The organism is Comamonas sp. MYb396 (genome assembly GCF_037479555.1).
Lineage (GTDB): Bacteria > Pseudomonadota > Gammaproteobacteria > Burkholderiales > Burkholderiaceae_C > Comamonas.
The window spans coordinates 121,292-146,053 of the sequence record NZ_JBBGYU010000001.1 but is presented as its reverse complement, the minus strand read 5'-3'; the positions used below and the strand labels follow the sequence as shown (position 1 = coordinate 146,053).

29 protein-coding genes, 1 tRNA gene and 1 pseudogene are annotated in these 24,762 nt (G+C 63.0%); 14 read left to right on the top strand and 17 right to left on the bottom strand.

Annotated features, from left to right (window positions below; translation table 11 throughout):
• Positions 1-20: 20 nt before the first annotated feature.
• The 3 genes from WH265_RS00785 to WH265_RS00775 all read left to right on the top strand — a co-directional run bounded on the left by WH265_RS00785 (position 21) and on the right by WH265_RS00775 (position 4,368).
• Positions 21-1,154 carry a cell division protein ZipA C-terminal FtsZ-binding domain-containing protein gene (locus WH265_RS00785; protein WP_312989989.1) on the top strand — a complete coding sequence of 378 codons (1,134 nt, stop codon included), beginning with the start codon at positions 21-23 and terminating at the stop codon, positions 1,152-1,154.
• 153 nt (positions 1,155-1,307) lie between these two features.
• Entirely contained in the window at positions 1,308-3,401 is a 2,094-nt protein-coding gene (ligA, locus tag WH265_RS00780) for an NAD-dependent DNA ligase LigA (RefSeq protein ID WP_339557032.1), read from the top strand.
• A 160-nt stretch (positions 3,402-3,561) separates the two neighbouring features.
• Positions 3,562-4,368: a hypothetical protein gene (locus tag WH265_RS00775; RefSeq protein WP_339557031.1), complete on the top strand. Its 807-nt coding sequence runs from the start codon at positions 3,562-3,564 to the stop codon at positions 4,366-4,368.
• Positions 4,369-4,474: 106 nt separating this feature from the next.
• Here the strand turns inward: WH265_RS00775 and WH265_RS00770 are convergent, their stop codons facing one another.
• The 3 genes from WH265_RS00770 to WH265_RS00760 form a co-directional block, all read right to left on the bottom strand.
• Positions 4,475-5,020 (bottom strand): hypothetical protein, encoded by a 546-nt coding sequence (locus tag WH265_RS00770; RefSeq protein WP_339557030.1) that lies wholly within the window; start codon positions 5,018-5,020, stop codon positions 4,475-4,477.
• A gap of 14 nt (positions 5,021-5,034) precedes the next feature.
• Positions 5,035-5,646 carry an NUDIX hydrolase gene (locus WH265_RS00765; protein ID WP_339518169.1) on the bottom strand — a complete coding sequence of 204 codons (612 nt, stop codon included), beginning with the start codon at positions 5,644-5,646 and terminating at the stop codon, positions 5,035-5,037.
• A gap of 86 nt (positions 5,647-5,732) precedes the next feature.
• Entirely contained in the window at positions 5,733-6,431 is a 699-nt protein-coding gene (locus tag WH265_RS00760; protein WP_027011165.1) for a fumarylacetoacetate hydrolase family protein, read from the bottom strand.
• Between the two features lie 191 nt (positions 6,432-6,622).
• Here WH265_RS00760 and maiA point away from each other — a divergent pair, with 191 nt between their 5' ends.
• From maiA to WH265_RS00725, 7 genes are all read left to right on the top strand, one after another.
• Positions 6,623-7,294, top strand: coding sequence for a maleylacetoacetate isomerase (gene maiA, locus WH265_RS00755; protein WP_339557029.1), 672 nt, complete (start codon positions 6,623-6,625; stop codon positions 7,292-7,294).
• Positions 7,291-8,172, top strand: a complete 882-nt coding sequence (locus tag WH265_RS00750) for a polyphenol oxidase family protein (protein ID WP_339557028.1) — start codon at positions 7,291-7,293, stop codon at positions 8,170-8,172. The genes maiA and WH265_RS00750 overlap by 4 nt, the downstream gene beginning before the upstream one ends.
• A gap of 132 nt (positions 8,173-8,304) precedes the next feature.
• The gene (locus WH265_RS00745) at positions 8,305-8,616 is read left to right on the top strand and encodes a helix-turn-helix transcriptional regulator (RefSeq protein WP_027011164.1); all 312 of its coding nucleotides are present in this window, start codon (positions 8,305-8,307) and stop codon (positions 8,614-8,616) included.
• Between the two features lie 28 nt (positions 8,617-8,644).
• Positions 8,645-9,958 carry a type II toxin-antitoxin system HipA family toxin gene (locus WH265_RS00740; RefSeq protein ID WP_339557027.1) on the top strand — a complete coding sequence of 438 codons (1,314 nt, stop codon included), beginning with the start codon at positions 8,645-8,647 and terminating at the stop codon, positions 9,956-9,958.
• 125 nt (positions 9,959-10,083) lie between these two features.
• Positions 10,084-10,512, top strand: coding sequence for a PaaI family thioesterase (locus tag WH265_RS00735; protein ID WP_021028096.1), 429 nt, complete (start codon positions 10,084-10,086; stop codon positions 10,510-10,512).
• An 82-nt stretch (positions 10,513-10,594) separates the two neighbouring features.
• Entirely contained in the window at positions 10,595-11,098 is a 504-nt protein-coding gene (locus tag WH265_RS00730) for a GNAT family N-acetyltransferase (RefSeq protein WP_339557026.1), read from the top strand.
• A gap of 33 nt (positions 11,099-11,131) precedes the next feature.
• Positions 11,132-12,553, top strand: a complete 1,422-nt coding sequence (locus WH265_RS00725; RefSeq protein WP_021028094.1) for an MFS transporter — start codon at positions 11,132-11,134, stop codon at positions 12,551-12,553.
• A 15-nt stretch (positions 12,554-12,568) separates the two neighbouring features.
• Here WH265_RS00725 and WH265_RS00720 read toward each other — a convergent pair whose 3' ends face one another.
• Positions 12,569-12,850 (bottom strand): hypothetical protein, encoded by a 282-nt coding sequence (locus WH265_RS00720; RefSeq protein ID WP_312990123.1) that lies wholly within the window; start codon positions 12,848-12,850, stop codon positions 12,569-12,571.
• Between the two features lie 62 nt (positions 12,851-12,912).
• Between WH265_RS00720 and WH265_RS00715 the strand changes: the two genes are divergently transcribed.
• From WH265_RS00715 to phbB, 3 genes are all read left to right on the top strand, one after another.
• Positions 12,913-14,670: a PHA/PHB synthase family protein gene (locus WH265_RS00715; RefSeq protein ID WP_339557025.1), complete on the top strand. Its 1,758-nt coding sequence runs from the start codon at positions 12,913-12,915 to the stop codon at positions 14,668-14,670.
• Positions 14,671-14,794: 124 nt separating this feature from the next.
• Positions 14,795-15,976, top strand: a complete 1,182-nt coding sequence (locus WH265_RS00710; protein ID WP_021028091.1) for an acetyl-CoA C-acetyltransferase — start codon at positions 14,795-14,797, stop codon at positions 15,974-15,976.
• 378 nt (positions 15,977-16,354) lie between these two features.
• A complete protein-coding gene (gene phbB, locus WH265_RS00705; RefSeq protein WP_021028090.1) occupies positions 16,355-17,092 on the top strand; it encodes an acetoacetyl-CoA reductase in 738 nt (245 codons plus the stop codon).
• Between the two features lie 56 nt (positions 17,093-17,148).
• On the opposite strand, the gene WH265_RS00700 is transcribed toward phbB, so the two are convergent.
• A tRNA-Gly gene (locus WH265_RS00700) sits at positions 17,149-17,222 on the bottom strand.
• A 242-nt stretch (positions 17,223-17,464) separates the two neighbouring features.
• On the opposite strand from WH265_RS00700, the gene WH265_RS00695 reads away from it, so the two are divergent.
• Entirely contained in the window at positions 17,465-18,709 is a 1,245-nt protein-coding gene (locus tag WH265_RS00695; protein WP_339557398.1) for a tyrosine-type recombinase/integrase, read from the top strand.
• On the opposite strand, the gene WH265_RS00690 is transcribed toward WH265_RS00695, so the two are convergent.
• From WH265_RS00690 to ssb, 12 genes and pseudogenes are all read right to left on the bottom strand, one after another.
• Positions 18,706-18,966 carry a helix-turn-helix transcriptional regulator gene (locus WH265_RS00690; RefSeq protein ID WP_339557024.1) on the bottom strand — a complete coding sequence of 87 codons (261 nt, stop codon included), beginning with the start codon at positions 18,964-18,966 and terminating at the stop codon, positions 18,706-18,708. The genes WH265_RS00695 and WH265_RS00690 overlap by 4 nt on opposite strands.
• A 108-nt stretch (positions 18,967-19,074) precedes the next feature.
• Positions 19,075-19,590, bottom strand: coding sequence for a hypothetical protein (locus WH265_RS00685; RefSeq protein ID WP_339557023.1), 516 nt, complete (start codon positions 19,588-19,590; stop codon positions 19,075-19,077).
• 7 nt (positions 19,591-19,597) lie between these two features.
• Positions 19,598-19,867: a hypothetical protein gene (locus WH265_RS00680; RefSeq protein WP_339557022.1), complete on the bottom strand. Its 270-nt coding sequence runs from the start codon at positions 19,865-19,867 to the stop codon at positions 19,598-19,600.
• Complete coding sequence (locus tag WH265_RS00675) at positions 19,864-20,451, bottom strand: ASCH domain-containing protein (RefSeq protein ID WP_339557021.1); 588 nt, start codon at positions 20,449-20,451, stop codon at positions 19,864-19,866. The genes WH265_RS00680 and WH265_RS00675 overlap by 4 nt, the downstream gene beginning before the upstream one ends.
• Position 20,452: 1 nt before the next feature.
• Positions 20,453-20,767 (bottom strand): hypothetical protein, encoded by a 315-nt coding sequence (locus WH265_RS00670; RefSeq protein ID WP_339557020.1) that lies wholly within the window; start codon positions 20,765-20,767, stop codon positions 20,453-20,455.
• Entirely contained in the window at positions 20,764-21,018 is a 255-nt protein-coding gene (locus WH265_RS00665) for a hypothetical protein (protein WP_339557019.1), read from the bottom strand. The genes WH265_RS00670 and WH265_RS00665 overlap by 4 nt, the downstream gene beginning before the upstream one ends.
• On the bottom strand, positions 21,011-21,526 hold the full coding sequence (locus WH265_RS00660) for a hypothetical protein (protein WP_339557018.1): 516 nt from the start codon (positions 21,524-21,526) through the stop codon (positions 21,011-21,013). The genes WH265_RS00665 and WH265_RS00660 overlap by 8 nt, the downstream gene beginning before the upstream one ends.
• Entirely contained in the window at positions 21,523-22,539 is a 1,017-nt protein-coding gene (locus WH265_RS00655) for a DUF4406 domain-containing protein (protein WP_339557017.1), read from the bottom strand. Before WH265_RS00655 ends, WH265_RS00660 begins: the two co-directional genes overlap by 4 nt.
• 55 nt (positions 22,540-22,594) lie before the next feature.
• Positions 22,595-23,263, bottom strand: a pseudogene (locus WH265_RS00650) (DNA cytosine methyltransferase); the annotation flags it as partial.
• Positions 23,264-23,336: 73 nt separating this feature from the next.
• Entirely contained in the window at positions 23,337-23,843 is a 507-nt protein-coding gene (locus WH265_RS00645) for a hypothetical protein (RefSeq protein ID WP_339557016.1), read from the bottom strand.
• Between the two features lie 2 nt (positions 23,844-23,845).
• Positions 23,846-24,187, bottom strand: coding sequence for a hypothetical protein (locus WH265_RS00640; protein WP_339557015.1), 342 nt, complete (start codon positions 24,185-24,187; stop codon positions 23,846-23,848).
• A gap of 29 nt (positions 24,188-24,216) precedes the next feature.
• A complete protein-coding gene (gene ssb, locus WH265_RS00635) occupies positions 24,217-24,762 on the bottom strand; it encodes a single-stranded DNA-binding protein (protein WP_339557014.1) in 546 nt (181 codons plus the stop codon).

Below are 24,762 nucleotides of genomic sequence, written 5' to 3'. Positions count from 1 at the left end.
ATTTTTAAAAACGAAGTCGTATGAGTAATTTTCAACTGGCGTTGGTGATCACCTTTGGTGTCATTCTGGTTTTGTACATCGCCTACAACACCTGGTCGGCACGCCGCAACGAGCCCAAAAAACCCCGGCCCGAAGAGCCCGGCCAGAGCGGCGACTCCGAGCTGCGCTACGAGCCCGGCTTTGATGGCCGCGCGGCATCGTCAGCCACCGGTGACCCGGTGCTCGATGCCCAACTGGGCGGCCAGGGGCCCCGCTTGAGCGGCCACAGCGCTGATGCCTTTGGCGCAGGCGCGGTGGCGCGCAGCGGCAACCCCGGTACCTACCTGGGCGACCGCCAGCAGATTCTCGACCCGCTCACCGATGCGATCGCGACCATCCATACCGACGGCATCGTCTCGGGCAATGCGGCCATCGCGGCCATGCCCAGCAGCTTTCGCGCCGGCAACAAGGCTTTCAACATCGAAGGCCTGAACGAGACCAGCCAGACCTGGGAGCTGCCACGCGCCGGCGCCCGCTACACCGGTTTCCAGGCCGGCGTGCAGCTGGCCAACCGCCATGGCCCGATGAACGAGATCGAGTTTTCCGAGTTCGTCACCAAGGTCCAGCAGTTCGCCGACAGCATTGGCGCGGCGCAGGACACGCCCGACATGCTGCAGGAAGTGGCCCGCGCCCGCGAGCTCGACGCCTTTGCCAGCGAGCATGATGCGCAGCTGGCCTTTATGCTGCGCGCCAAGCGCGCCTCCTGGAGCCCCGGCTATGTGGCCCAGGTGGCCGCCAAGCATGGCTTTGTGCCCGCTGGCCCTGGCCGCATGGTGATGCCTTCGGGCATCGAGCAGATGCCTGCCATATTGGCGCTGACCTATGACGCGCAGGCCGCGCTGGCCGACGACCCGGAAGCCAGCGCCTTGCGCGATGTGCTGCTGAGCCTGGATGTGCCGCATGTGGCGCGCAGCGAAAAGCCTTTCGACAAGATGCGCACCGCTGCCGAGGCGCTGTGCGCCGAGATGGACGGTGTCATCTGCGACCAAAATGGCACGCCCCTGCCGATCATGGTGGTCGACCCCATCGCCCAGGATTTGGAGAACCTGTACGACCAGCTCGAGCAGCGCGACCTGGCAGCGGGCTCGCTGGCCGCAAGACGTTTGTTCAGCTAAGCCGCCAGCGTTTTGCCAAAGGCTGCCTGTGCAGCCTTTTTTGCGTTCTGGGCGCCGCTGTTTACGCAATGAATGCGCGGCTTTGGCCGTATAGTCGCAGGCATCAGACCACGCAGAGCCCCGCGCTTTGCCAGATTTTCGGAGTCAAGCCGCATGGCTGAGAATATTGATCTTTTCGCGTCGCCCGCTGGCGATGCCCCGCAGGATGCCGCCGCCGAGGTGCAGGCCTTGCGCGCGCAGCTGGAGCAATGGGCGCATGAGTACTATGTGCAGGATGCGCCCACGGTGCCCGATGGCGAGTACGACCGCGTCTACCAGCGGCTCGAAGCACTGGAGAAAGCCCATCCTGAGTTGCTGAGCCCGGACTCGCCGACCCAGCGCGTGATCGGCGCCATTCTGGACGGCCTGACCCCCGTGCGCCATGCGGTGCCGATGCTCAGCATCCGCACCGAGACCGACAACGAAGCCAGCGGCGCGCAGGCCTTTGATACGCGCATCCGCAAGGAGCTGGGCCTCGATCCCAGTGACCCGCCGGTCGAGTATGTCGCCGAGCCCAAATTCGACGGCCTGGCGATGAACCTGCGCTACGAGGGCGGGCGCCTGGTGCAGGCCACCACGCGCGGCGATGGCGAAGTGGGCGAGGACGTCACCCACAATATTCGCACCATCCGCCAGATACCGCTGCAGCTGCGCCAGGATGCCGCCGTGCCACCCGTGCTGGAAGTGCGCGGCGAAGTCTATATGCGCCGCGATGATTTTGATGCGCTCAACCGCAAGCAGGAAGCTGCTGGCGGCAAGACCTTTGTCAACCCGCGCAATGCGGCAGCGGGCGCGGTGCGCCAGCTTGACTCCAACATTACGGCCCAGCGTCCGCTGTCCTTTTTTGCCTATGGCCTGGGTGAGGTGACGCCGGTGGCCCAGGGCGGCATGCAGTGGGACAGCCACTACGCAATGCTGATGCAGCTGCGCGCCTGGGGCTTTCCGGTGGCGCCGCAGGTCTGCGTGGCCAAGGGCGCTGATGAGCTGGTGGCCTTTCACCAGCGCATGGGTGCCGAACGCGCCAACCTGGGCTACGAGATCGATGGCGTGGTCTACAAGGTCAACAGCCGCGCGCTGCAGCTGGAGCTGGGCTTTGTCAGCCGTGAGCCGCGCTGGGCCGTGGCCCACAAGTACCCGGCCCAGGAGATGGTGACGCGGCTCGAAGGCATTGAAGTGCAGGTGGGCCGCACCGGCAAGCTGACGCCGGTGGCGCGTCTGGCGCCGGTGTTTGTTGGTGGCGTCACCGTCACCAACGCCACCCTGTCCAATGTGTTCGACATCCGCAAAAAGGGCGTGCGGGTGGGGGACGATGTCATCGTGCGCCGCGCGGGCGATGTGATCCCCGAGGTGGCAGGACGGGTGCCTGGTGCGCGGCCGCAGTATGTGCCCAACTTCTCGATGCCTAGCCAATGCCCGGTCTGCGGCAGCGATGTGGTGCGTGAAAAAGGCGAGGCCAACCACCGCTGCACTGGTGGCCTGTTCTGCGTGGCCCAGCGCAAGGAGGCCATCCTGCACTATGCGCACCGCCGTGCGATGGACATCGAAGGCCTGGGTGACAAGCTGGTGGACCAGCTGGTCGACAGCGGCGTGATCCGCAGCCTGCCCGACCTCTACAAGCTGGGTATTGCGACCTTGTCGGGCCTCGAGCGCATGGCAGAGAAGTCCGCACAGAATGTGCTGGCGGCGCTGGAGTCTTCCAAGAAAACCACGCTGGCCCGCTTTGTGTTTGGCCTGGGCATTCGCCATGTGGGCGAATCCACCGCCAAGGATCTGGCCAAGCACTTTGGTGTGCTCGACGCGATCATGGATGCCTCGGTCGACGAGCTGCTGCAGGTGAACGACGTGGGCCCGGTGGTGGCCAACAGCCTGCACACCTTTTTTGCGCAACCGCACAACCGCGAAGTGGTCGAGCAGCTGCGCGCTGCGGGCGTGCACTGGGACGAGGCGGTGCCTGCCGAAAAGCCCGCGCAGATTCTGGCTGGCATGACCGTGGTGCTGACCGGCACCTTGCCCACCATGGGCCGTGATGAAGCCAAGGACCTGCTCGAAGCCGCAGGCGCCAAGGTCTCCGGCTCGGTCAGCAAGAAGACCCATTACCTGGTGGCCGGCGCCGATGCGGGCAGCAAGCTGACCAAGGCGCAGGAGCTAGGCGTGACGGTGCTGGACGAGGCAGCGATGCTGCGGCTCCTGCAAAACGGCGCGCCTTGATCTGACGCAAACTGCACGGCAGGCAGCGCTGCCTGGCAGCTGCTGCAGCCCTTGGGATAGGGGCTTTCTCTGACATTGGCATGCGCCAGATGTCAATACGATGAAAAATACCAGTGGCTGCGATCCGGCGGCCCTGCTTTTTTTATGCAGAGGAGATGCCGTGAGCTATACCCTGAGACAAGTTCAGACCTTGCTGACCAAGCCTGAGTTGGAGCTGTTCCAAGCCAGCCGTGCCAATGCGATCAAGGATCTGACCGAGCGCCAGCTCAGCAGCAAGATCACCCGCAGCCGTACCTTGCGCGCCAAGTACCGCGATCTCTACCAGCGCCAGACGGTCAAAACCCAGAAGGGATCGGCCGCTGCGCGCCGGCCTGCGGGCAATGAGAACAACCGCACCGAGCTCAAAGCCGATGTGATGCAGGACCTGCTGGGCCGTTTTGAAGAGCGGCTGGCCAAGCTGCAGGCCACGGCCCTCAAGGGCGCGGCAGGCGCAGCCGCCAAGCCTGCAGCCGCCCCTGCGAAGGCGGCCAAGAAGACTGCAAGCAAAACAGCAACGAAGACAGCAAGCAAGACCGCAGCCAAGCCGGCAGTCAAGGGCGCTGCGAAAAAGCCGGCTACCAAGTCTGCAACGAAAATGGTGGCCGCCGCGCCGCGCAAAGCAGCCAAGACGGCCGTGAAGGCGCCCGCAGCCAAGAAGCCAGCTGCGGTCAAAAAACCAGCGGCCAAGTCCACCAAGGCCCCTGCGAAGAAGGCGGCAGCAGCGCCCGCCAAAGCACGCAAAACGGCTGCTGCCAGCGCCCAGGTTGGCGGCAATGCTGCAGCGGCTGCGCGCGGCGCGGTGCCTACGCGCCAGCCGGCAGCGGCCAGCCGGGGCAACCCCATCAAGGCCCAGCCGGTGAACAAGAAAATCAAGGCTAGCGGCCAGTCCAAAACCCGGGCGGCACAGGCCAAGCGCGACAGCCGCTAAATAACCAGTCCATCAAAAATGCCGTACCCGCTGTTAGCGGATACGGCATTGTCATGTGGGCTGGCGTTGCCGCACCACGCCCTGCGCAGGAGGGCAGCTCAGCGACTCAGGGCTTGGTCTTTTTGGCAGCCGGGCTGGGCGCGGCGGCTGGCTGCTGCGCCTTGGCGTAAGCCTTGGTCATCATCTCGCGCAGCAGGCCCGAGCTCGATTGCTGCATCATGCGGTTGATGTCGGCCTGCTTGCTCTGCATCAGTTGCGCATGCGGCGATTGGGGGCCTTGGTCGAGCAAGGACTGCAGCTGGGCCTCGTTGAAATTCTGTGCGTAGGCGGCAGCCAGCTGCGTGTCCCAGCGCTTTTGGTAGTCGGCTGCGACCGAGCGCGTGGCCGCAATCATCGCCTGGCCCGCTTGCTGCTGGCCCATCTTGTCGACCAAGGCCTGGTACTCGGGCGATTTGGCCGCAATCTGCAAACCCACCTGGGGCAGGCTGTGGCCAAGCTTGTATTTCTCGACCAGGGCCAGCGCCATGTCCTGCAGCTTGGCGGCATGGGCGAGGCCTGGCAGCCAGGCGCTGCTGGCCGCCACGGCGGGCAGTACCAAGCTGCCCAGCAGGCGGCGGCGGACTGAGGAGGTGCGGGTGAAGGTAGAAGTCATGGGTGGCACGCTGGTCAGGAAGTGGTCGATGGGGTGGAGGCTTGGGCGGCCTTGGGGGGAACCAAGGGGCCGGCGGGCGTCTCCAGATCGATCACATGGATGCCGAATGCGCCGCGCTTGCGGTCTTCAAAATAGCGCTGCAAGGTGACCTTGACGGTGCGAAAGGCGATCTGGTCCCAGGGGATCTCGGCCTCGCTGAAGAGCCGCGCTTCGATGGTCTCCCAGCCGGGCTTGAATTCGGTGCTCTGCAGCTGGGCCAGGTAGAACAGGTGTACCTGGCCGACATGCGGCACATTGACGAGCGAGAACAGCGGGCCCATCGTGATGTCGGCGCCGGCTTCCTCATCGGTCTCGCGCTCGGCGCCCTGGCCGGTGGTCTCATCGAGCTCCATAAAGCCGGCCGGCAAGGTCCAGTAGCCTTTGCGCGGCTCGATATTGCGCAGGCACAGCAGCACCTTGTCGCCCATATAGGGGACGGTACCCACCACGTTCAGCGGGTTCTCGTAGTGCACGGTATGGCAGGCGGGGCAGATCGCGCGGATCTTGGTGTCGCCATCATCGGGCAGGCGGTGCTCAACCTGGGTGCCGCAGCGGCGGCAAAAATCAACGGGGGCGCGTGAGGTCATGCGGTCTATTGTGCGTCAAGGTCGCGCTGCTCGCGGCCAGGGACGAAAAAAAGCGCCACCGCAGTGGGTGGCGCGTTGTCCTGGCCTTACACCAGTTCGATCTTCAACGAGGGCAGGCCCGTCACACCGCCTTCGAGCACATCGCCCTTGACGACAGCGGCCACGCCTTCGGGCGTGCCGGTGAAGATCAGGTCACCGGCTTGCAGCTCCCAGGCTTGCGAGATCACTTCAATGGTCTCGGCAATGTTCCAGATCAGCTTTTGCACATTGCTGTGCTGGCGTTCGGCGCCATTGACCTTGAGCCAGATCTCGGCGTTGTTGACATCACCGGCCTGGGCGGCGGGCACCAGGGCTGCGATGGGCGCACTGCCTTCAAAGGCCTTGCCGATTTCCCAGGGGCGGCCTTGCTTTTTCATCTCGTTTTGCAGGTCGCGGCGGGTCATGTCCAGGCCCACGCCATAGCCCCAGATGTGCGCGGCGGCGTCCGCTGCAGCAATGTTCTTGCCGCCCTTGCCAATGGCCACCACCAGCTCGATTTCGTGGTGCAGGTTGCTGGTGAGCGTTGGGTAGGCGATCTGCCCAGTGCTGCCGGTAGCCACGGGCACCACCGCGTCGGCGGGCTTCATGAAGAAGAAGGGCGCCTCGCGACCGGTGAAGCCCATTTCCTTGGCATGATCTTCGTAGTTGCGGCCCACGCAGTAGACGCGGCGCACGGGGAACAGCTGGTCGCTGCCTTGAACAGGTACGCCGGTTGGCGAGGCTGGAGGGATGACGTATTGGCTCATGCTGGACTTTGGTTGGAGGCGGGAGAAAACCGCCCGGTTGAAGCGGTGCCAAAAATTATGCGGCAAAACAAAGCAGCCTGCAGGCTCCCAGGCACAGCCCTTGCTGGTCTTGGCATGCGAGACAGCGACAGCTGTCATGCGGGTGACTGGCCCACCCGCAGTTGCACCGCCCTGCGTTATGCTCGGTCGCCATGAAGCTGCACAACTATTTCCGCTCGTCCGCGTCCTACCGGGTGCGCATTGCGATGCAGGCCAAGGGCCTGGCCTATGACTACCTGCCGGTGCACCTGGTCAAGGCCGAGCACCGCGAACCCGCCTTTGCCAGCCATGTGGGCGACGCGCTGGTGCCCGCGCTGGAGACCGATGACGGCCTGTGGCTGAACCAGTCGCTGGCCGTGATCGAGTGGCTGGACGAGGCCTACCCGCAAACGCCTTCCATGCTGCCGGGCAATGCGCTGGCCCGTGCCCGCATCCGTGCGCTGGCCCTGCAAGTGGCCTGCGAGATCCACCCGATCAACAACCTGCGCGTGCTGGCCTACCTGACCGGCGAGCTGGGCCACAGCGATGCTGAAAAAACCCAGTGGTACCAGCACTGGTGCCGCACCGGGCTGGAAGCCTTTGAGCGCCAGCTGGTGCTGCTGGCGGCCGAGCGCCAGGCGCAAGGCCTGGCACCATCGCGTTTTTGCTGGGGCGATAGCCTGACGATGGCGGATTGCGCGCTGGTGCCGCAAGTCTTCAATGCCCAGCGCTTCAAGGTCCATCTTGAAGGCCTGCCGCTGACGATGGCCGCCTACGAGGCGGCCTTTGCGACCGATGCGGTGCAAAAAGCCCAGCCCGCCGCCTGCCCGGATGCCCAGCCATGAGTGGCGCTGCGTCCACCCGCTTTCCGGCTGACTGGCTGCTGCCCCAGTGGCCTACGCCACCGGGCGTGTTTGCGCTCTGCACCACGCGTGGCGGCGGTGCCAGCAAAGGCCTGTTTGGCACCACCAACCTGAGCTTTAACGTGGGCGATGTGCCCGGCCATGTGCAAAGCAACCGGCTGCTGCTCGCCCAGGCCATGCAGGCGCTGGAGCAGCAGGGCGGCTACGGTGCCGACCAGACCCGCCCCCGCCAGCCGGTATTTGTGCGCCAGGTGCACGGCCGCCAGGTGCAGGTGCTGGGCGAGGGCGGCGGCGCTGAGCAGCCGGCCGATGCCAGTGTCAGCGATGTACCCGGGCTGGGCTGCACCGTGATGGCGGCCGATTGCCTGCCCGTGTTGTTCTGCCACCAGCAGCTGCCGGTGGTAGGCGCCGCCCACGCCGGTTGGCGGGGCTTGCTGGGGCAGGACGGGGTAGGGGTGCTGGAGAGCTGCTTTGCCGCCTATGCCGATCGCGTGCGCCGGCAGGCGGGCCAGGCTGGCCTGAGCGATGCCCAGATTGCCGCGCAAACCATGGCCTGGCTGGGTCCTTGCATCAGCCAGCCTGCGTTTGAGGTGGGTGCCGAGGTGCAGGCCGCCTTTGTGGGGCCGGATCCAGCTTGCGCGCCGCTGTTTGTACCCGGCAAACCGGGCAAGTTTTTTGCCAACCTGAGCGGCCTCGCCCGCCACCGCTTGCAGCGCTTGGGCCTTGGGGCGTTGTTTGGCAATGACGGCAGCCAGGACTGGTGCACCGTGGCCAACAAAGAGCGGTTTTTCTCGCACCGGCGAGACGGCTCGCCCGGCGGTGGCACCGGGCGCTTTGCCGCCTGCATCTGGGTGGCCTAAACGCTCTGCTATCGCCCAAGCTTTGCTACTAAAGTACTCATTTTTATTAAAATGAGTACTTTAGTAATCTTTTTGCATCTGAGTGTGCTATTTAATCTACTCATTTCATCAAAAAAGAGTAGAATATGCAGCATGACTACCTCTTTGATGGCCACCTTGGTGGCAGCCCGCAAAGCCCAGCAATTGACCCAGGCCCAACTGGCCGAACAGGCAGGGCTCTCGCGCATGGCGGTGCAGCGCACCGAAACCGGCGATGTGGACCCGCGCTACTCGACCGTGGCCGAAATGGCCCGGGTGCTGGGCATGCAGTTGGTGGCGGTGCCCGCTGATTTGCTGCCCGCGCTGCAGGCCTTTATCCAGTCGGGCGGCAAGTTTTTGGGCCAGCCGACCGGTGCGGAAGCCCCCCCTTCGGTAGTAGACAGCCTGGCGGGCCGCAAGCCCTGAGGCAAGCTAGGCGCAAGCGAGGCACTGAATGAGCACCTCCATCCGCTACCTGCGTCTCTATATGCACCTGCCCGGCAGCATGGGCGGTGGGCGGCGTGCGATTGGCTACCTGTCGCAGTACGGCGATATCCTGCGCGTCTCGTTCGAGGAGAGCTATATCGCAGATCCAGAGCGGCCTGTGCTCTCGCTCAGCTACCAGGGCGCGACGGAGGCAGACACCCAGCGCATCCTGCATGCCGCGCGCGACGCCCGGCTGGTGCGCACCGATGGGCGCTGGCCGGTCTACTTTCAGAACCTGCTGCCCGAGGGCCATAACCGCCAGCGCCTGGCCGCTGAGCGGGGCTGCTCGCCCGATGACGAGTTTGAGCTGCTGGCCGCTGCCGGCCACGACCTGATGGGTGCGCTGGAAGTGGAGCCCGTGCCGCGCGACGAGGCCATTCCCGACGTGGTGCGCCACTGGCACACCTCGCAAGGCCTCGATGTGCTGGAGCCCGGTTTTGTCGAATTTCCGGTGGCCGATGCCGCGTCGCTGCCAGGCATCGTCACCAAGTTCAGTGCCGTGCAGGATGGCCGGCGCTATACCGTACGCCGCCGGGGCGCGGCGGGCAGCGTGATCCTGAAGCTGCCCAGCACCCAGCACCCCGACTTGGTGGCCAATGAGTACAGCTGCTACCAGCTGTGCCAGGCCTTGGGGCTGACAACGGCCGATGCACAGATCATCAGCCGCGCACAGGCCGATCTGCCCGAGCACCTGCCGTTTGACGAGATCTTGGCCGTGCAGCGCTTTGACCACCTGCCAGACGGCACCCGTGTGCACATGGAGGAGTTCAACCAGGCCCTGGGCTATGCGCCGCGCCACAAATATGGCAAGGGCCTGCAGCAGGACTGGCCGACGATGCTGCGCGTGCTCGATCGCCTGAGCCCCCAGCCCGTCGCCGATACCCGCGAGTTTTTGGCCCGCACAGTGGCCGCCATCCTGATGGGCAATACCGATGCGCACCTGAAGAACTGGGCGCTGGTCTACCCTGATGGGCGCCAGCCGCGCCTGGCTCCCGTCTACGACTGTGTCTGCGTCGCCGCCTTCTTTGAGGGTTCGGCCCCGCAACAGTACGCCGTCAACAAGGCCATTGACAGCAGCATGCGGGCGCTTGGCTGGGACGATGTGGCGGCCCTCCTGAAGGCCGCCGGTCTGCTGCGCGTGCCGCGCCATATCAGCCTGCTCAAGGACATGGTGCGGCAGGCGCAGAGCGCCTGGCCCGCCTTGCTGGCCCAGGCCCCTGCCGGTATGGCCACCGTGGTGCAGCAGCGTTTGCGCGGGGGCGTGGCCATCGCCACGCTGTAAGAACCTGGTCAAACAGCGCCGCCAGCGTATTGCCCGACTGGCTGTCGCTTGTATGTCAGGGTTTGCCCCAGGGCAGCGCCCAAAGGCGGTATGCTCCACGCTTGCCTGTTGCTGGAGCCTGTGCTGTGCTGCCCTTTGAAGTTGAAATTCCCTTTGTCAGCCACCTGGGCTTTAGCTTGCACCGCTGGGAAAACGGCGAGGCGGAGCTGCATTACCGGGCCCGGCCCGAGCACCTCAACAGCTACGAAGTCACCCATGGCGGTGCATCGATGACCTTGCTTGATGTGACCATGGCCCATGCGGCGCGCAGTGCCATCCCTGGCAGTGGCGCGGTGACGATCGAGATGAAAACCAGCTTTATGGCGCCAGCCAAAGGCGCCTTGGTGGCCAAGGGCAAGCTGCTCTCGCGCAGCAGCCGCATGGCCTTTTGCGAGGCCTGGCTGTATGACGAGCAGGGCGCCTTGTGCAGCCATGCAACGGGCACGTTCAAGTACGTGATGCCCGAGGTGGTGCAGTCCTTGCAGGCCGCCAAAAAGCAGATCAAGACCGACTGATTTCCGCGCGTGCGCAATGCGGCGCTAGAGCGCAACTGGGCCTGTGGCCGCTGTCCCCAGGCCCCCGATAGATGGACAGAACATGCCAAAGCCTTCTTCGACGCTGGACCAGCTGAGCTGGTCCTTCCAGCCCTTTGCGGCGCTCAATCTGCAGCAGCTGTATGACCTGCTGCATGTGCGCTGCCAGGTCTTTATTGCCGAGCAGGTTGCCTTCCAGGACCTGGACTACAAAGACCAGGACGCCTGGCACCTGCTGGGGCGTGATGCGCAAGGCAGGCTGCAGGCCTATATACGGGTGCTGCCGCCGGGCCTGGCCTATGCAGAGCCGTCGATTGGCCGCGTGGCCGTCATGCAGGCGATGCGCGGCACGGGGGCTGGCTGGGAGCTGATGCGCCACGCGATGGCCGAAACCGACCGTCTGTGGCCAGGCACCGCCATTCGCATTGGCGCGCAGGCCTATTTGCAAAAATTCTACGAAGGCTGCGGATTCGACGTTGTCTCGGAGCCCTATCTGGAAGACGGCATTCCCCACCTGACCATGCTCTACCCGGGCAAGCCCCAGGCGGTGGAAAGCGTCGCCGTATGAAAACTGCCCATCCACACATGCCGGTGATCTGCCATGGCTGAGGCGCGCATGCAACCGGCCTCGCTGAGCGAGGGTCTGCCCATGCCCGAGCGGCGCCTGGCGATGCTGGTCATCGTGCTGGGCCTGATCGTGGCCGTGCTCGATGGCAGTATCATGAACCTGGCGCTGCCCACGGTGGCCAAGGAGCTGCAGGCGTCGCCTGCCGAGGCGATCTGGGTCATCAATGCCTACCAGCTGGGCACCTTGGGCCTGCTGCTGCCTCTGGCAGCGCTGGGCGAGCGCATTGGCTACCGCAAGGTCTACCTGGTGGGGCTCGTGTGTTTTACGCTGGCATCGGCCGTGGCCATGCTGGCCCAGTCGCTGTGGCTGCTGATTGCAGCGCGCGGCCTGCAGGGCATGGGCGCGGCCGGGGTGATGGCCGTCAATGCCGCACTGGTGCGCTTGACCTACCCGGCGGCCAAGCTGGGCAAGGGCATGGCGCTCAACTCACTGGTGGTCGCCATCTCGTCGGTGGCCGGCCCTGGTGTGGCGGCATTGATTCTGTCGGTGGCCAGCTGGCCCTGGCTGTTTGCGATCAATGTGCCGCTGGGCATTCTGACCCTGTGGCTGGGCCGCAAGGCCTTGCCGCGCAACCCGCAGCAGCTGCTGGATGCACCGCATGCCAAGTTGACGCCGATTGATGTGGCGCTGAATTTTGCGATGTTCTCGCTGGTGTTTCTGGGGGCCGAGCGTATCGGCGCACGACATGGCATGGAGTCGGGCGGCTCGTCCGCCTCAGGCTGGCTGATGCTGGGCTTGGGCCTGCTGCTGGGCGCCTGGTATGTGCTGCGCCAACGCAAACTGAGCCTGCCTTTGCTGCCGCTGGACTTGCTGCGCATTCCTGTTTTTGCGCTGTCCATGGGGGCATCGATTGGCGCCTTTGCGGCGCAGATGCTGTCCTTTATCGCGCTGCCATTCTTGCTGCTGGACGCGCTGCAGCGCAGCCATTTTGCCGCTGGCATGCTGATGACGGCCTGGTCGGTGGCGATTGTGCTGGTGGCTCCGCTGGCGGGGCGGCTGATCGGCCGGGTAGAAGACGGTCTGCTCGGCGGCATCGGCATGGCGATTTTGGCGCTGGGCCTCTTGAGCCTGGCGCTGCTGCCAGTCGACCCGAGCGACCTCAACATCGGCTGGCGCATGGCCTTGTGCGGCCTGGGCTTTGGGCTGTTCCAGTCACCCAACAACCACACCATCGTGACCTCGGCACCGCTGGCCCGTGCCGGCGCGGCCAGCGGCATGCTGGGCACGGCGCGGCTGACCGGGCAATCGCTGGGTGCGGTGCTGGTGGCCATCATCTTCACCCTGTGGCCGGTGGCCAGCGGCCATGGCACGACGGTGGCGCTCTACCTGGCAGCCGGTTTTGCCGCGATGTCGGGTGTGTTCAGCAGCCTGCGGCTGCGGCATTCAGCGCATTAAGCGCATTAAGCGACTTTAAGAGGCATCGGGCGGCGGTGGGGCAGGGGCCTGTTGCGCCTCGGCTTCGGCCCGGTGGCGCATGCGGCGCCGCGCAGGGGTGCCGGCGATGAACAGCAGCAAACCCAGCGGCAGCGCGCCATACAGCAGCAAGGTGAAAAAGGCGCCCAGCAGGCTGCCCTGGGGGCTGGCGGCCTCGACCACCGCCATCAACACCACCACATACAGCCAGGCTATCGCTATCAGGTACATGCCCTGGAATTTACCCGAACTTGCTGCCCACCAGCACACGGCTGCCATTTTTTGCGCCTAAGATGCACACAAGCCCATGCCCAACATGGAGCCTGTTCAGGGAGACGACGATGACGCAGCAACCGTATTGGGGACTGGGCAGCGACCAGTTCCAGCAACTCAGCCAGATGACCCAGCAATGGATGGAGCGCATGCAGTCCATGCAGACCATGGCATCTCCCTTCAATGCGGTAGGCGCACCCCAGGGCTTTACCGCCGGTCTGGGGGCGCTGCCAGCGGGCACGCCCCCCGTCAGTTTTGACATGGCCAAGCTGCAGGCCATCCAGGCGCAGTACGCGCAAGCGGCCTTGGCGCTGTGGACCGAAGGCGCCAAGGGCGAGGTGGCCTTGCCCAAGGACCGCCGCTTTGCCGGCGACGCCTGGCAGCAAAACCCGGTCTCCACGTTCACCGCGGCCAGCTATGCGCTGCATGCCAAGACCATGATGGATATGGTCGATGCGGTGCAAGGCGATGAGAAAACCCGCGCGCGTGTCCGCTTTGGCGTGGAGCAGTGGCTGGCAGCGACGGCGCCCAGCAACTTTCTGGCCTTCAATGCCGAAGCGCAGCAAAAGGCGCTCGACACCCAGGGCCAGAGCATTGCCCAGGGCCTGCAGAACATGCTGGCCGACATGCGCCAGGGCCATGTCTCGATGACCGATGAGTCGCTGTTTGAAGTCGGGCGCAATGTGGCCACCAGCGAAGGGGCGGTGGTCTTCCAGAACGAGCTGTTTCAGCTCATCGAATACAAGCCGCTGACCGCCCAGGTCTATGAGCGGCCGATGCTGTTTGTACCCCCTTGCATCAACAAGTACTACATCCTCGATCTGCAGCCCGACAACTCGCTGATCCGCTACAGCGTGGCCCAGGGCCACCGCACCTTTGTTGTCAGTTGGCGCAACCCGGATGCCAGCCTGGGGGGCAAGGGCTGGGACGACTATATCGGCGGCGCGGTGCTCGAAGCGATCGAGGTGGTCAAGGCCATCTCCGGCAAACCCCAGATCAACGCCTTGGGCTTTTGCGTAGGCGGCACGATGCTGGTCAACGCGCTGGCGGTGCTGGCGGCACGCGGCGATGACTCGGTGGCCAGTGCCACCTTGCTCACCACCTTGGTGGATTTCCAGGACACCGGCATTCTCGATGTCTTCATCGACGAGAACTTTGTCAAGTTCCGCGAGCTGACCATGGGCCAGAACGGCCTGATGCCCGGCCAGGAACTGGCCTCGACCTTCAGCTTTCTGCGCCCGGTGGACCTGGTCTGGAACTATGTGGTGGGCAACTACCTCAAGGGCGAGACACCACCGCCCTTCGACCTGCTGTACTGGAACAGCGATTGCACCAACCTGCCTGGGCCTTACTACGCCTGGTACCTGCGCAATTTCTACCTGGAAAACAAGCTGGTGCAGCCCGGCGCGCTCAGCGTCTGCGGCGAGAAGCTCGATGTCGGCAAGATCGACATGCCGATCTACATCTATGGCTCGCGCGAAGACCATATCGTGCCGATTGGCGCAGCCTACGCATCCACCCAGGTACTGGGCGGTGACAAGCGTTTTGTCATGGGTGCCTCAGGCCATATTGCCGGTGTTATCAACCCTCCTGCCAAGAACAAGCGCAGCCACTGGCTGCGTGAAGACGGTCAGCTGCCGGCCGACATCGACGCCTGGATCGACGGTGCCGATGAGCTGCCCGGCAGCTGGTGGACCGACTGGAGCCAGTGGCTGGCCCAGCATGCCGGCAAAAAGGTGGCTGCGCCCAAAAGCTATGGCCGTGCGCGCACCGACTACCGGGAGCTGGAGCCCGCCCCCGGCAGCTATGTGCAAGCCAAGGCCTGAGCTGGAAACCATAGCGGTCTGGTTGCAATTGCAGGGTCGCCAACCCCATGCTGCGGTGCAATAATCTGCAGCGCAGGGCCGTCTGAGACAACGGCATCCGTGCCCATTTTGAAAAGGAAGAATCATGGAAGACATCGTCATCATCTCCGCCGTGCGTACGGCAGTTGGCAAGTTTGGCGGCTCGCTGGCCAAGGTGCCTGCGACTGACCTGGGTGCCACTGTCATTCAGGAAGCACTGGCCCGTGCCAAGGTGGGCGCCGACCAGGTCGATGAAGTCATCATGGGCCAGGTGCTGGCCGCTGGCGTGGGCCAAAATCCCGCACGCCAGGCGATGATCAAGGCCGGCGTGGACAAGAAGACCCCGGCGCTGACTATCAACGCCGTCTGCGGCTCGGGCCTCAAGGCGGTGATGCTGGCAGCGCAGGCGGTTGGCCAAGGCGATGCAGAGATTGTCGTGGCCGGTGGCCAGGAAAACATGAGCCTCTCGCCCCACGTGCTCAACGGCTCGCGCGACGGCCAGCGCATGGGCGACTGGAAGATGACCGACACGATGATCGTCGACGGCCTCTGGGATGTGTACAACCAGTACCACATGGGCATCACCGCCGAGAACGTGGCCAAGGAATTCCATATCGACCGCGACAAGCAGGATGCCTTTGCACTGGCCAGCCAGCAAAAGGCAGCGGCTGCGCAGGACGCCGGCAAGTTCGACGAAGAAATCGTCACCGTGCAGATCCCGCAGCGCAAGGGTGACCCGGTGGCCTTCAAGGCCGATGAGTACATCAACCGCAAGACCAATGGCGAAGCGCTGGCGAGCCTGAAGCCCGCTTTTGACAAGACCGGCTCGGTGACGGCCGGCAATGCCTCGGGCCTCAATGATGGCGCCGCTGCGCTGGTGATTGCCAGCGGCAAGAAGGCCAAGGAGCTGGGGGCTGAGCCGCTGGCACGCATCGCCGGCTTTGCCACCGTGGGCCTCGACCCCAAGATCATGGGAATGGGCCCCATGCATGCCGTGCGCAAGGTGCTGGCCAAGACCGGCTGGAAGGCCGAGGAGGTCGATCTGTTCGAGCTCAATGAAGCCTTTGCGGCCCAGGCTTGCGCGGTGAACCAGGAGCTGGGCCTGGACACCAGCAAGGTCAATGTGAACGGCGGCGCCATTGCGATCGGCCACCCGATCGGCGCATCCGGTGCGCGCATCTTGGTGACTCTGTTGCACGAGATGAAGCGCCGTGGCTCCAAGCGCGGCATCGCCGGCCTGTGCATTGGCGGTGGCATGGGCGTGGCGCTGGCGGTGGAACGTCTCTAAGCCGTTCTTCCCCCGCATCGCTTGCATCGCAACCGCCTCTCGGGGCGGTTTTTTGATGTGCGCCCGTCGCCGCGCAAGACAGGGCTGAGGGCTTGGAAGGGCTGGTGCTTGTTCCGTCATTGAGGGCCATTGAACTGTCATAAAAATACCTGACTATGGCTGTCTGCTTCGTGATAGGGTTTGCGAGGATGCGGCGCGAAAACGATCAAAACCGCGCGTTAATCAGGCGCGTTTTTGTTGCAATAGCCGGTCAAAATCGCCGAAATTAAGGGCTACTGCAAGAAATTGTTCGCTTGGCGTAAACGAGCGTTTGCACACCTCGTTTCTTGGTTACAGTGGTAGTGCACAGGCATTTCAAGCAAAACCAAGGAGATGTGAATGAGTCAAAAAGTGGCCTACGTAACCGGCGGTATGGGAGGCATTGGGACGGCCATTTGCCAGCGTTTGCACAAAGATGGATTCAAGGTGATTGCGGGCTGCGGGCCCACGCGCGATTTCCAAAAATGGCTGGGCGAGCAAAAGGCGCTGGGCTATGAGTTCCACGCTTCGGTAGGCAATGTCGGCAACTGGGAATCCACCGTCGAAGCCTTTGCCAAGACCAAGGCGGAGCACGGCAGCATCGATGTGCTGGTGAACAATGCCGGCATTACCCGCGACCGCATGTTCATCAAGATGACGCCCGATGACTGGCAGGCAGTGATCGAAACCAACCTCAACTCCATGTTCAATGTGACCAAGCAGGTCGTCGCCGACATGGTGGAAAAAGGCTGGGGCCGCATCGTCAACATCAGCTCGGTCAACGGCGCCAAGGGCCAGGCGGGCCAGACCAACTACTCCGCTGCCAAGGCAGGCATGCACGGCTTCTCGATGGCCCTGGCCCAGGAGCTGGCCGGCAAGGGCGTGACCGTGAACACGGTGAGCCCCGGCTATATCGGCACCGACATGGTCAAGGCCATCCGCCCCGATGTGCTGGAGAAAATCGTTGGCACCATCCCGATGAAGCGCCTGGGCGAGCCCACCGAGATCGCGGCAATCATCGCCTGGCTGGCATCGGAAGATGGCGGCTATGCGACGGGTGCCGAGTTTTCGGTCAATGGTGGTTTGCACACCCACTGATCGCCACAGCAGCTACCCATGAAAAACGCGCCTCATAAGGCGCGTTTTGTTTTGTCTGGAGCGGGTGATGGGAATCGAACCCACATTATTTGCTTGGGAAGCAAGAGTCCTACCACTGAACGACACCCGCGTTTTGTATGCCTTTGAATTATCTGGGTTTCTCCATCTAACTCTCTATCGTTTATGGGGTTTTTCTGAATTCCTAGCAAATTTCCTTCGCTTTGAAACCCATCAGAACTTATCTACACTTACGATAGTGGCGTAGGTTTCGGCGTAGGTTTATTTTCTCCTACGCCTGGCAGTGTTGAACCTACGCCAAAGCATGTGAGGAATTCTACAGTGCATTTCGATCCAAGGGCAGCAAAGCAACTGATGGCGGGGCAGCACCTACTGGTGGCTGGGTGCCAGGGCCTGCGTCTCGAGGGGTCTGCTACCCGGAAATCTTGGACATACCGATATAAGGATGTCGCCGGAAAGATGAAGCAGATCAAGCTCGGTGAATGGCCTGCCATGAGCCTGGGCCAAGCAACCACGGCGTGGCAAGAGCTTCGTGAGAAGCGAGGAGGCGGCATTGACCCTGTGGCATTGAAGCGAGAACAAGCCGCAGGGAAAACACACGAGTCCGTCAAAACCGTAGCCCAGCTGCTGAGTCGCTTCTGCGACCATTTAGACCGCATCCGTCAGCAGCAAAGTGCGAAGGCAGCGCGCGCTGCGATGGAGGAAATGCTTGGCCAAGAGCCGCTGTTTGCTAGCTCTGCCCCTGCGGCCATTGATCGGGCGACAGCCTACGCCATACTTGATGCACGCCGCGAGTTTCCTATGGCTGCGAAGAAAATGCGGGCGCTATTGGGCCAGGCCTGGGACTGGGGCCTAGATGCTGGCTTGATCCCTAAGGACTCCATGAACTGGTGGCGGATGGTTCTCAAGGGGCAGTTGAAGTCAAAAGGGAAAATCATTGATGGCAAGCACGTTGGGGCCAAAAGGCGTGTGCTGACGCGAAGCGAGTTACGCGTTCTGTTGCCGTGGGCGCATGCAAACATGCCGGATAACCAGCGCGATGCGACCTTGCTCTACCTCTACACGGGCATGCGAGGGGCCGAGATTTTCAGCCTACGCACAGAGTATTGCCGGGTTGAGGATGGCGTGATGTGGGTCACATTCCCTGCGCACCTGCTGAAAATGGAGCGTGACTCCGACACCGTTGATCACCGAGTCCCATTGGTTGGAGTGGCGCGGGACATAGTCGAGCGCAGGATTGAAAATGCTTGGGAGGGGTGGCTGTTCTTTACCAAGAACGGAAAACCTCGGCAGTATGGAAGAAGCACTTTCTCTACCTACGTTTACGGCCTGATGCCAGGGAGCGAGAAAGTGAAGAGACGGGCCAGCGAAGGCCTGATCTGCCCTGTGACAGACTGGTCGCCTCATGCACTGCGCAGAACGGCTCGGACCCTGTTGAGCGCAATCGACTGCCCAGAGGATGTCGGTGAAGCCATTTTGGGGCACAAGCAGGCCGTCATGGTGGCGAGCTACAACCTGCATACCTATGATGAACAGAAGTTGGTATGGATTCCTCGGCTCGCCGAGCTTGTGGATGGACTCGGCGGCCGACCAGATTAATCGGCATCATCGTCCTTAGGCTTTCCAGCTCGGCCATAGCCTGAGTTTTTCGGCGGCAAGCACTCGGAGGCCGGCCGATTCATAAGCCACTCTTCAACCTCGCGGGCGACATAGGCCACGCGGCGGGCGCTCAGCTGTCGGAGCTGGGGGAAGAGTTGCTGACGGGTGAGCTTTTCAACCTGAGACACAGAGAGGCCAACGGCCTGGGCTGCCTGCTCTGGTGTGTACGCCAAGAGAGGTACTGTTACGGCTGACATTCAGTTCTCCAAAAAATCACCCCGCTCATTGGCGGGGCTCGGGTTCGTCTTGTTCGCGGATGGGTGCTCGTTTGTCACCCCATTTGCGGGAGCGTTTGGTGGTCATAGTTACCGATCGGGTAGATTTTGGGTAATTGCCATCTGTGCTTGGTCATTTCTTCCCGTTCGGGAAGAGCCTGGGGTTGCGGGGAGGGGCTGCCAATGGGTGGGTTGGGCGAGCCCTAGCGGCCAGAACCAGCTCCCGTCGATCTTTTCATAGAAGCCCACCGAGATGCGGCCAGTTGGACCCGAGAGCAGGATGCGTTCGCCGTCCCGTGGCGCAGTCTCGATAGGCTGCCACCCATCCGGCGCAGCCTGCCGCGCTGATAGCTGGGCCTCCAGGAAGGCGATGCGCCCAAGGATGGCCTCAAGGTCAGAGGTCAGGAGCAGTGCTTCTGCCTCGTCTCCAACATCGAATCCGTGTATGTGATCGCGAGATAGCCCTCTAGAGGCGCGTCGACGGTCGATGTATTTGCGCACACGCAGCGCTTCGGGCTGTGCTTCTCTGCAGCTGCAGGGCCCGATGCCGTGGCCATAGCCGCCCAATGCCTCGCAGCCGGGTATGTGCTCTTTCTTGTCGGTCATGGTGCCCTCACTTGTAATAGGTGACGCCGTCATCGCAGGTCCAGCCTGTTTTGCTTGGCGTCGTGGTCATGCCATAGACGGCTTTGCCGCTTGTGTCCATGGCGAAGGTTGGCATGACAGAGCCGTCGATGCGCGAAGTTACCTTGCAATCATGGGCCGCCTTGAAGGCCTCCCACTCCTGCTTCTCGTTGTGCCCAGCCACCAGGGCCAGGGGTATGCATACAACGATAGCCAGCACTAGGAGGCCCCAGACCAGATTTTCAAACCAGTCGGTCATGGTGCTTCCTTGGGGGCGGGCTGGTCGATGCGCTTGAAGTCGATGACCCATACCCAGGGGTTCGCGGCCCAGTCGCCGCCAGTGGATTCCCATAGTTCGCTGAACGCCCGTGCGTAGGCGCGGTCAAGCCCGTGGTATTTGGTTGCGTCCACGCCTTCAGCCTTAGCGTCTTCCTCGCTGATGGCCTGCAGCCGCTCAACGCGCACGCCGGTAATTTCAAGCCAGATGCGGGCAGCGTGCTTGGGCATGTGGATGCTGGGCCTCCAGCGCTCACATAGACGGCCTTGGGTTGTTCCGTCTGCTGCATACACGAAAGGGCCGTCTTCATCGCGGATAGCGGCCTGCGCATGCACTCCGTAAGCCCATGTCTCGCGCACATAGATGCGGTAGCCGGGCTGGCCCAAAGGGCATGCCCGATGAATGACATGCTGCGGCTCCCCCTCCAGCACCAAGGCGCCGGGCGCATACCAGTTTCCCAAGTCAGGGTGCCGCACATCTTTGGCGATGCGGCGGGTCTGCGTCTTCTGGCCGCTGAGGATGGCGCGCACCAGCGGCGCCTTGAACATCAAGCCGGTTTCTTTCATCTCAATCCTCCTTCTTGGCCTGGTCGGGCTTGAACCCGCTGTAGTTGAATAGCGGAACCCACTTGTATGGACCGCAGGTAACTTGGGTCGCGGGCCATGAGGCTGCCTCTCCGATCTGTCGAAACCAGAACTTGATACTCACCTTCACTTTGTGCCAGAACGGCTTTGCGTGCCACTCAGGGCTGGCAGTGCGAATGATGAATATCAAGTGGCCGGTTGCATACATTGCCAACCAGGTCAACGGGTAGATGATCCGGACCGCTAGGTAAAGAATGCCAACTATGGCAAGCGCATAAAGTGAAATGGTCCAGATCATTGGTTGCTGTCCTTCTGTGGCTGGCCCCGCCGCCGGCAGCGCTGTTCAAGCTCCTGCTGCCACTGGGCTAGGTTGGTAGATCGGTCCCGGTAGATCCGGCAAGATGGGTCGTGGGTGTTGATGCACACCACATGGGAGAGGTCAGGGTCCAGGTCGCGGGCCCGAGCCTCGCACTGCTCCAGCGGCATGGTGTCGCCAGCGGCACCGATCAACCCTCTGGAGATGAACACGAGCAGCCAGATGTCAGGCATTGGGCTGGCCCTCCCTATGTTGGGCGCGCTGGGCGGCTGGATCCAATTGCTCGGAAACCCACTTGCGCATATGCTGCCAGCGGCCGCCGCCGGGGTCGCTGTGATAGACCCGGCGCCACGGGTGGCGCTCGTCGCGGTAGGGGCGCAGCGGGCCGCAAATCTCCACTTGCTGATAGTCATAGGGCGTGTAGTGCTCGTCGTTCAGGTAAACGATTTCGCGCACCATCGCCTCCGACAGCCCGAAAGCCTTGGCCACGGCTGTCCAGTCCTCGGGATCAATCTGCGACATATCCATGCCGCGCGATTGGCCCAGGACGCCCAGCGTGCAGAATTCGCCGTCTGCGGTCACCAGCGAATGCGCTGCGAGCGCCTTCACCGGCATGGCGTCCATGGCCTCGGCCAGCGCCTGCAGGGCAGCTTGTCCGCGTTTGCCTTGCAGTGCGCTGCGCACCGCGCCCCGCCAAAGGTTGATGCCTTCGCCTTCGTCGTTGTATCCACTGCGGCTCATGCTGCACCATCCTTCCCGGCTGAGGCATTGCCGCCTTCCTGGGCTGCAGCCATGGCGGCGTCGATAGATTCGCGCAGGGTCTTGTGGTCGTACTCGCCGCCGTGTGTGGCTTGCCATGGGCCAGCTGCCATAGCCGGCAGATGGAGGGTGTAGAAGGCCGAATAACCACCATCGCGGGCCTCGCGGCGCTTTTGGGTTTCCAGAAAATCGAGCCGTGCCGCATCCAGCGCATCAGCGGGCTGGGCCTGGGGTGCGGTGTAGAGCTTGGCCCCTGCAGGAATCATCTTGAGCATTTCCACGTCGTGGTGGCCATGCTCACCACAGTCGATGGTGCAACGCCCGTGATAAATCATCACCGGCTCGGCCAGCACCTCTGCCGGGTCACCTGCCGATGAATCCTCGGTAGCTGGAGGTTTTGGGGTGGCGTTGAGACCTGCCGGTTGGCTAGGCGCTGGCGTCCAGTGCGTGTGATAGCCTGGCCAATCAGAGTCGCAAGGCATGCCAATGAAGGGGGCTTCGCCTGCCCAGCTATGACCGCACCATGCCCACCATGCAACTGCGCCATCATCCTCATGCCACTCAGCAAGCGACCGGGCGATCAATGGCACAGCCACTGCTGCGGGCGCTGCCTGTGCTGCCACTGCCTCGGCCTCAGCGTTCGGCGCGTAATAGACGGCCATGCCAAGAGCCTGAGCGACATGAGCCTCCAAAGTGGCACCGCGAGATTTCGACCAGCCAGGCAGCAGGTAGATGGCGCAGCAAGTCGAGAGCTGCTGCAGGTCGGTGTGCATGTAGTCCGACCACTGCGCACCATCCAAGATCCCATGCTCAGCGGGGTTTTCGACATGCCAGCCCTCGGCGCGCAGCTCATTGGCAGCTGTATTGAATGCCGGGAAATTGAAGTCGGGAAGGCCAGTCATGGGGCCCGCGACATAGATGCGATTGGCCCGATGCTCGGCCAACGAAACGCCGGCAGTCTTGAGGGGAGCGGAAGAGCTGTTTTCATTGGACATGGGATGCTCCATAAATCTGTGCCTCGTGGGCGAAATTGGCGCGCACCAGGGCCTCGGCCAGCTTGCCTGCCAGCACCCGGCGGTCGGTGGCTTCGGCGTGGGTTTGCTCCGGCCAGGTGATCGCCAGACCATCGCGGCGCGCTACCAAAAATAGGCGCTTTCGTATGGTGGGGGTTCCATGGTCGCTCGCACGCAGCTCGCGCCAGTCCACCTGGTAGCCGTGGGCCTTCAACTGGCGCACGAACGATTGGAAGGTCTTTCCCTTGCGCGCCGGGTCTGGCCGGGCTTTGCCATCCTCGCCCACGATCAGCGGGCCCCAGGTCTGGAATTCTTCGACGTTCTCCAGCATCAGCACGCGCGGCTTGCACACCGCCACCCAGCGCATGCCCACCCAGGCCAGGCCACGAATGCGCTTGTTCATTGGTGTGCCGCCCTTGGCCTTGGAGAAATGCTTGCAGTCTGGGGACAGCCAGACCAGGGCCACCGGCTGGTTGCCCGTCACCTCGGCCGGCTTCACATCCCACACGCTCTCGCACAGGTGCTTGGTGTGCGGGTGGTTGGCCGCATGCATTGCCAGGGCCTCGGGATCGTGGTTGATGGCGATGTCCACCGGCCGCCGGAAAGCAGCCTCCAGTCCGGTGCTAGTCCCGCCGCCGCCGGCAAAGTTGTCGATGATGAGTTCGCCGGGGAAAGCCAGCGGGAGGGTAAAGGCGTCACGTTTCATGGTGCTGGGCAAAGGAGAGCCCGCCTCGATTGCTCAGGGCGGGCTGTGAATAGGGGCCCACTGGGGGCGGTGGTTAGCCAGGAAGCTGGCCGGCGTCGAGCTTGTCTTTGATGGCGTCGGTGCGCTTGTTGTAGGCGTTGGCGCCCAGCATGGCCTTGAGAGAGGATTGCAGCTCCCGGCGAGTGCATTGCGTCTGCATCTGGTTGGCAAGAACCAGGGCTGTGTTCACCGTGTCGTGCTGCTCGGCGGTCATAGTCCAAACCCCGCCAGCTAGGCCTTCAATCTTCACGACGCGCATCACCAGCCTAGCCGCCTCGAATTCCTGCACCCCCTCATTGAAGTGCTCTTCATTCAAGAGCCGCGCCCAGTTGATCCGCATCATGACGGTATGCCAATCAGCTTCTTCGGCAGTGCCGGCGAGAAACTTGTCTGCCGATTGGGTGGGGATCAGCATCATCTGCGTCTCGTCTTGGGCGCTGAATCGCATGGTGATCGGCATCTGGATGTGCCCAGCACCACGGCGCGGAGGCTTTGCCCGCCTGGCGGCCCTGCGCTGCTCCCGGTTCATCATCACTTCCATGGCTATCTCCGGTATTCCAGCTCTTTGCCTTCGTATTTGCCGAACACTGTGGCAGTGCAGATTGGCGCCTTTTCATGAGGCACACTGATGTGGCGCTGGATCTTGATTCCCGCCGGCATGACGATCTTGGCTTCGGCCGGCAGCGAGAACACCTCTCGTCGCAGCTTGACCTGTAGCTGCTGATGCGCGCCAGGAGCACGCGGGAGGCGGGCCATGCGCTTGCTGGCCGTCCTATCCGAGATACCCAACTCCTTAGCCACCTGCTTGGCGGTGAAGCCCTTGGAGCGCATGGTGATAAGGCGCTGCTCCATCTCGGGAGTGAAGACTATTCGCTGTTTCTTCATAGAAAAACCGCCTCTTGGGCGGTCCTGGGTTAGATCACTGAATACAGACGGAGGCTGCGGCGCATGGGGTCGGCGAAAGGAATATCGTCGTCCATGTCGTCAAATCCGCCAGGGGCACGAGGCGTGTAGGGCATCGGCGTTGGGGCTGGGCGTTGGGCCTGTCGCGGTGCCGGGGCAGGTGCTGCTGGGCGCTCCTGCTGTCCATAGCCCTCGTCGCCACCGCTTTGCCCCGATTCGCCGCGCTGGCCCAGCATCTGCATGCTGTCGGCGCGAATCTCGGTGGCATAGCGCTCCTGGCCGGTGGACTGGTCGGTCCACTTGCGGGTGCGCAGGCTGCCTTCTACGTAAACCTGGCTGCCCTTTCGCAGATACTGACCGACAATTTCAGCCAGGCGGCCATTGAACACGATGCGGTGCCACTCTGTGGCTTCCTTGTTCTCGCCGCTGTTCTTGTCTCGCCAACGGTCGGTGGTGGCGATAGTGACGTTGGCCACCTGGTCGCCCGAGGGGAAGGTGCGGATTTCAGGGTCGCGGCCGAGGTTGCCGACGATGATGACTTTGTTGACGGATGCCAT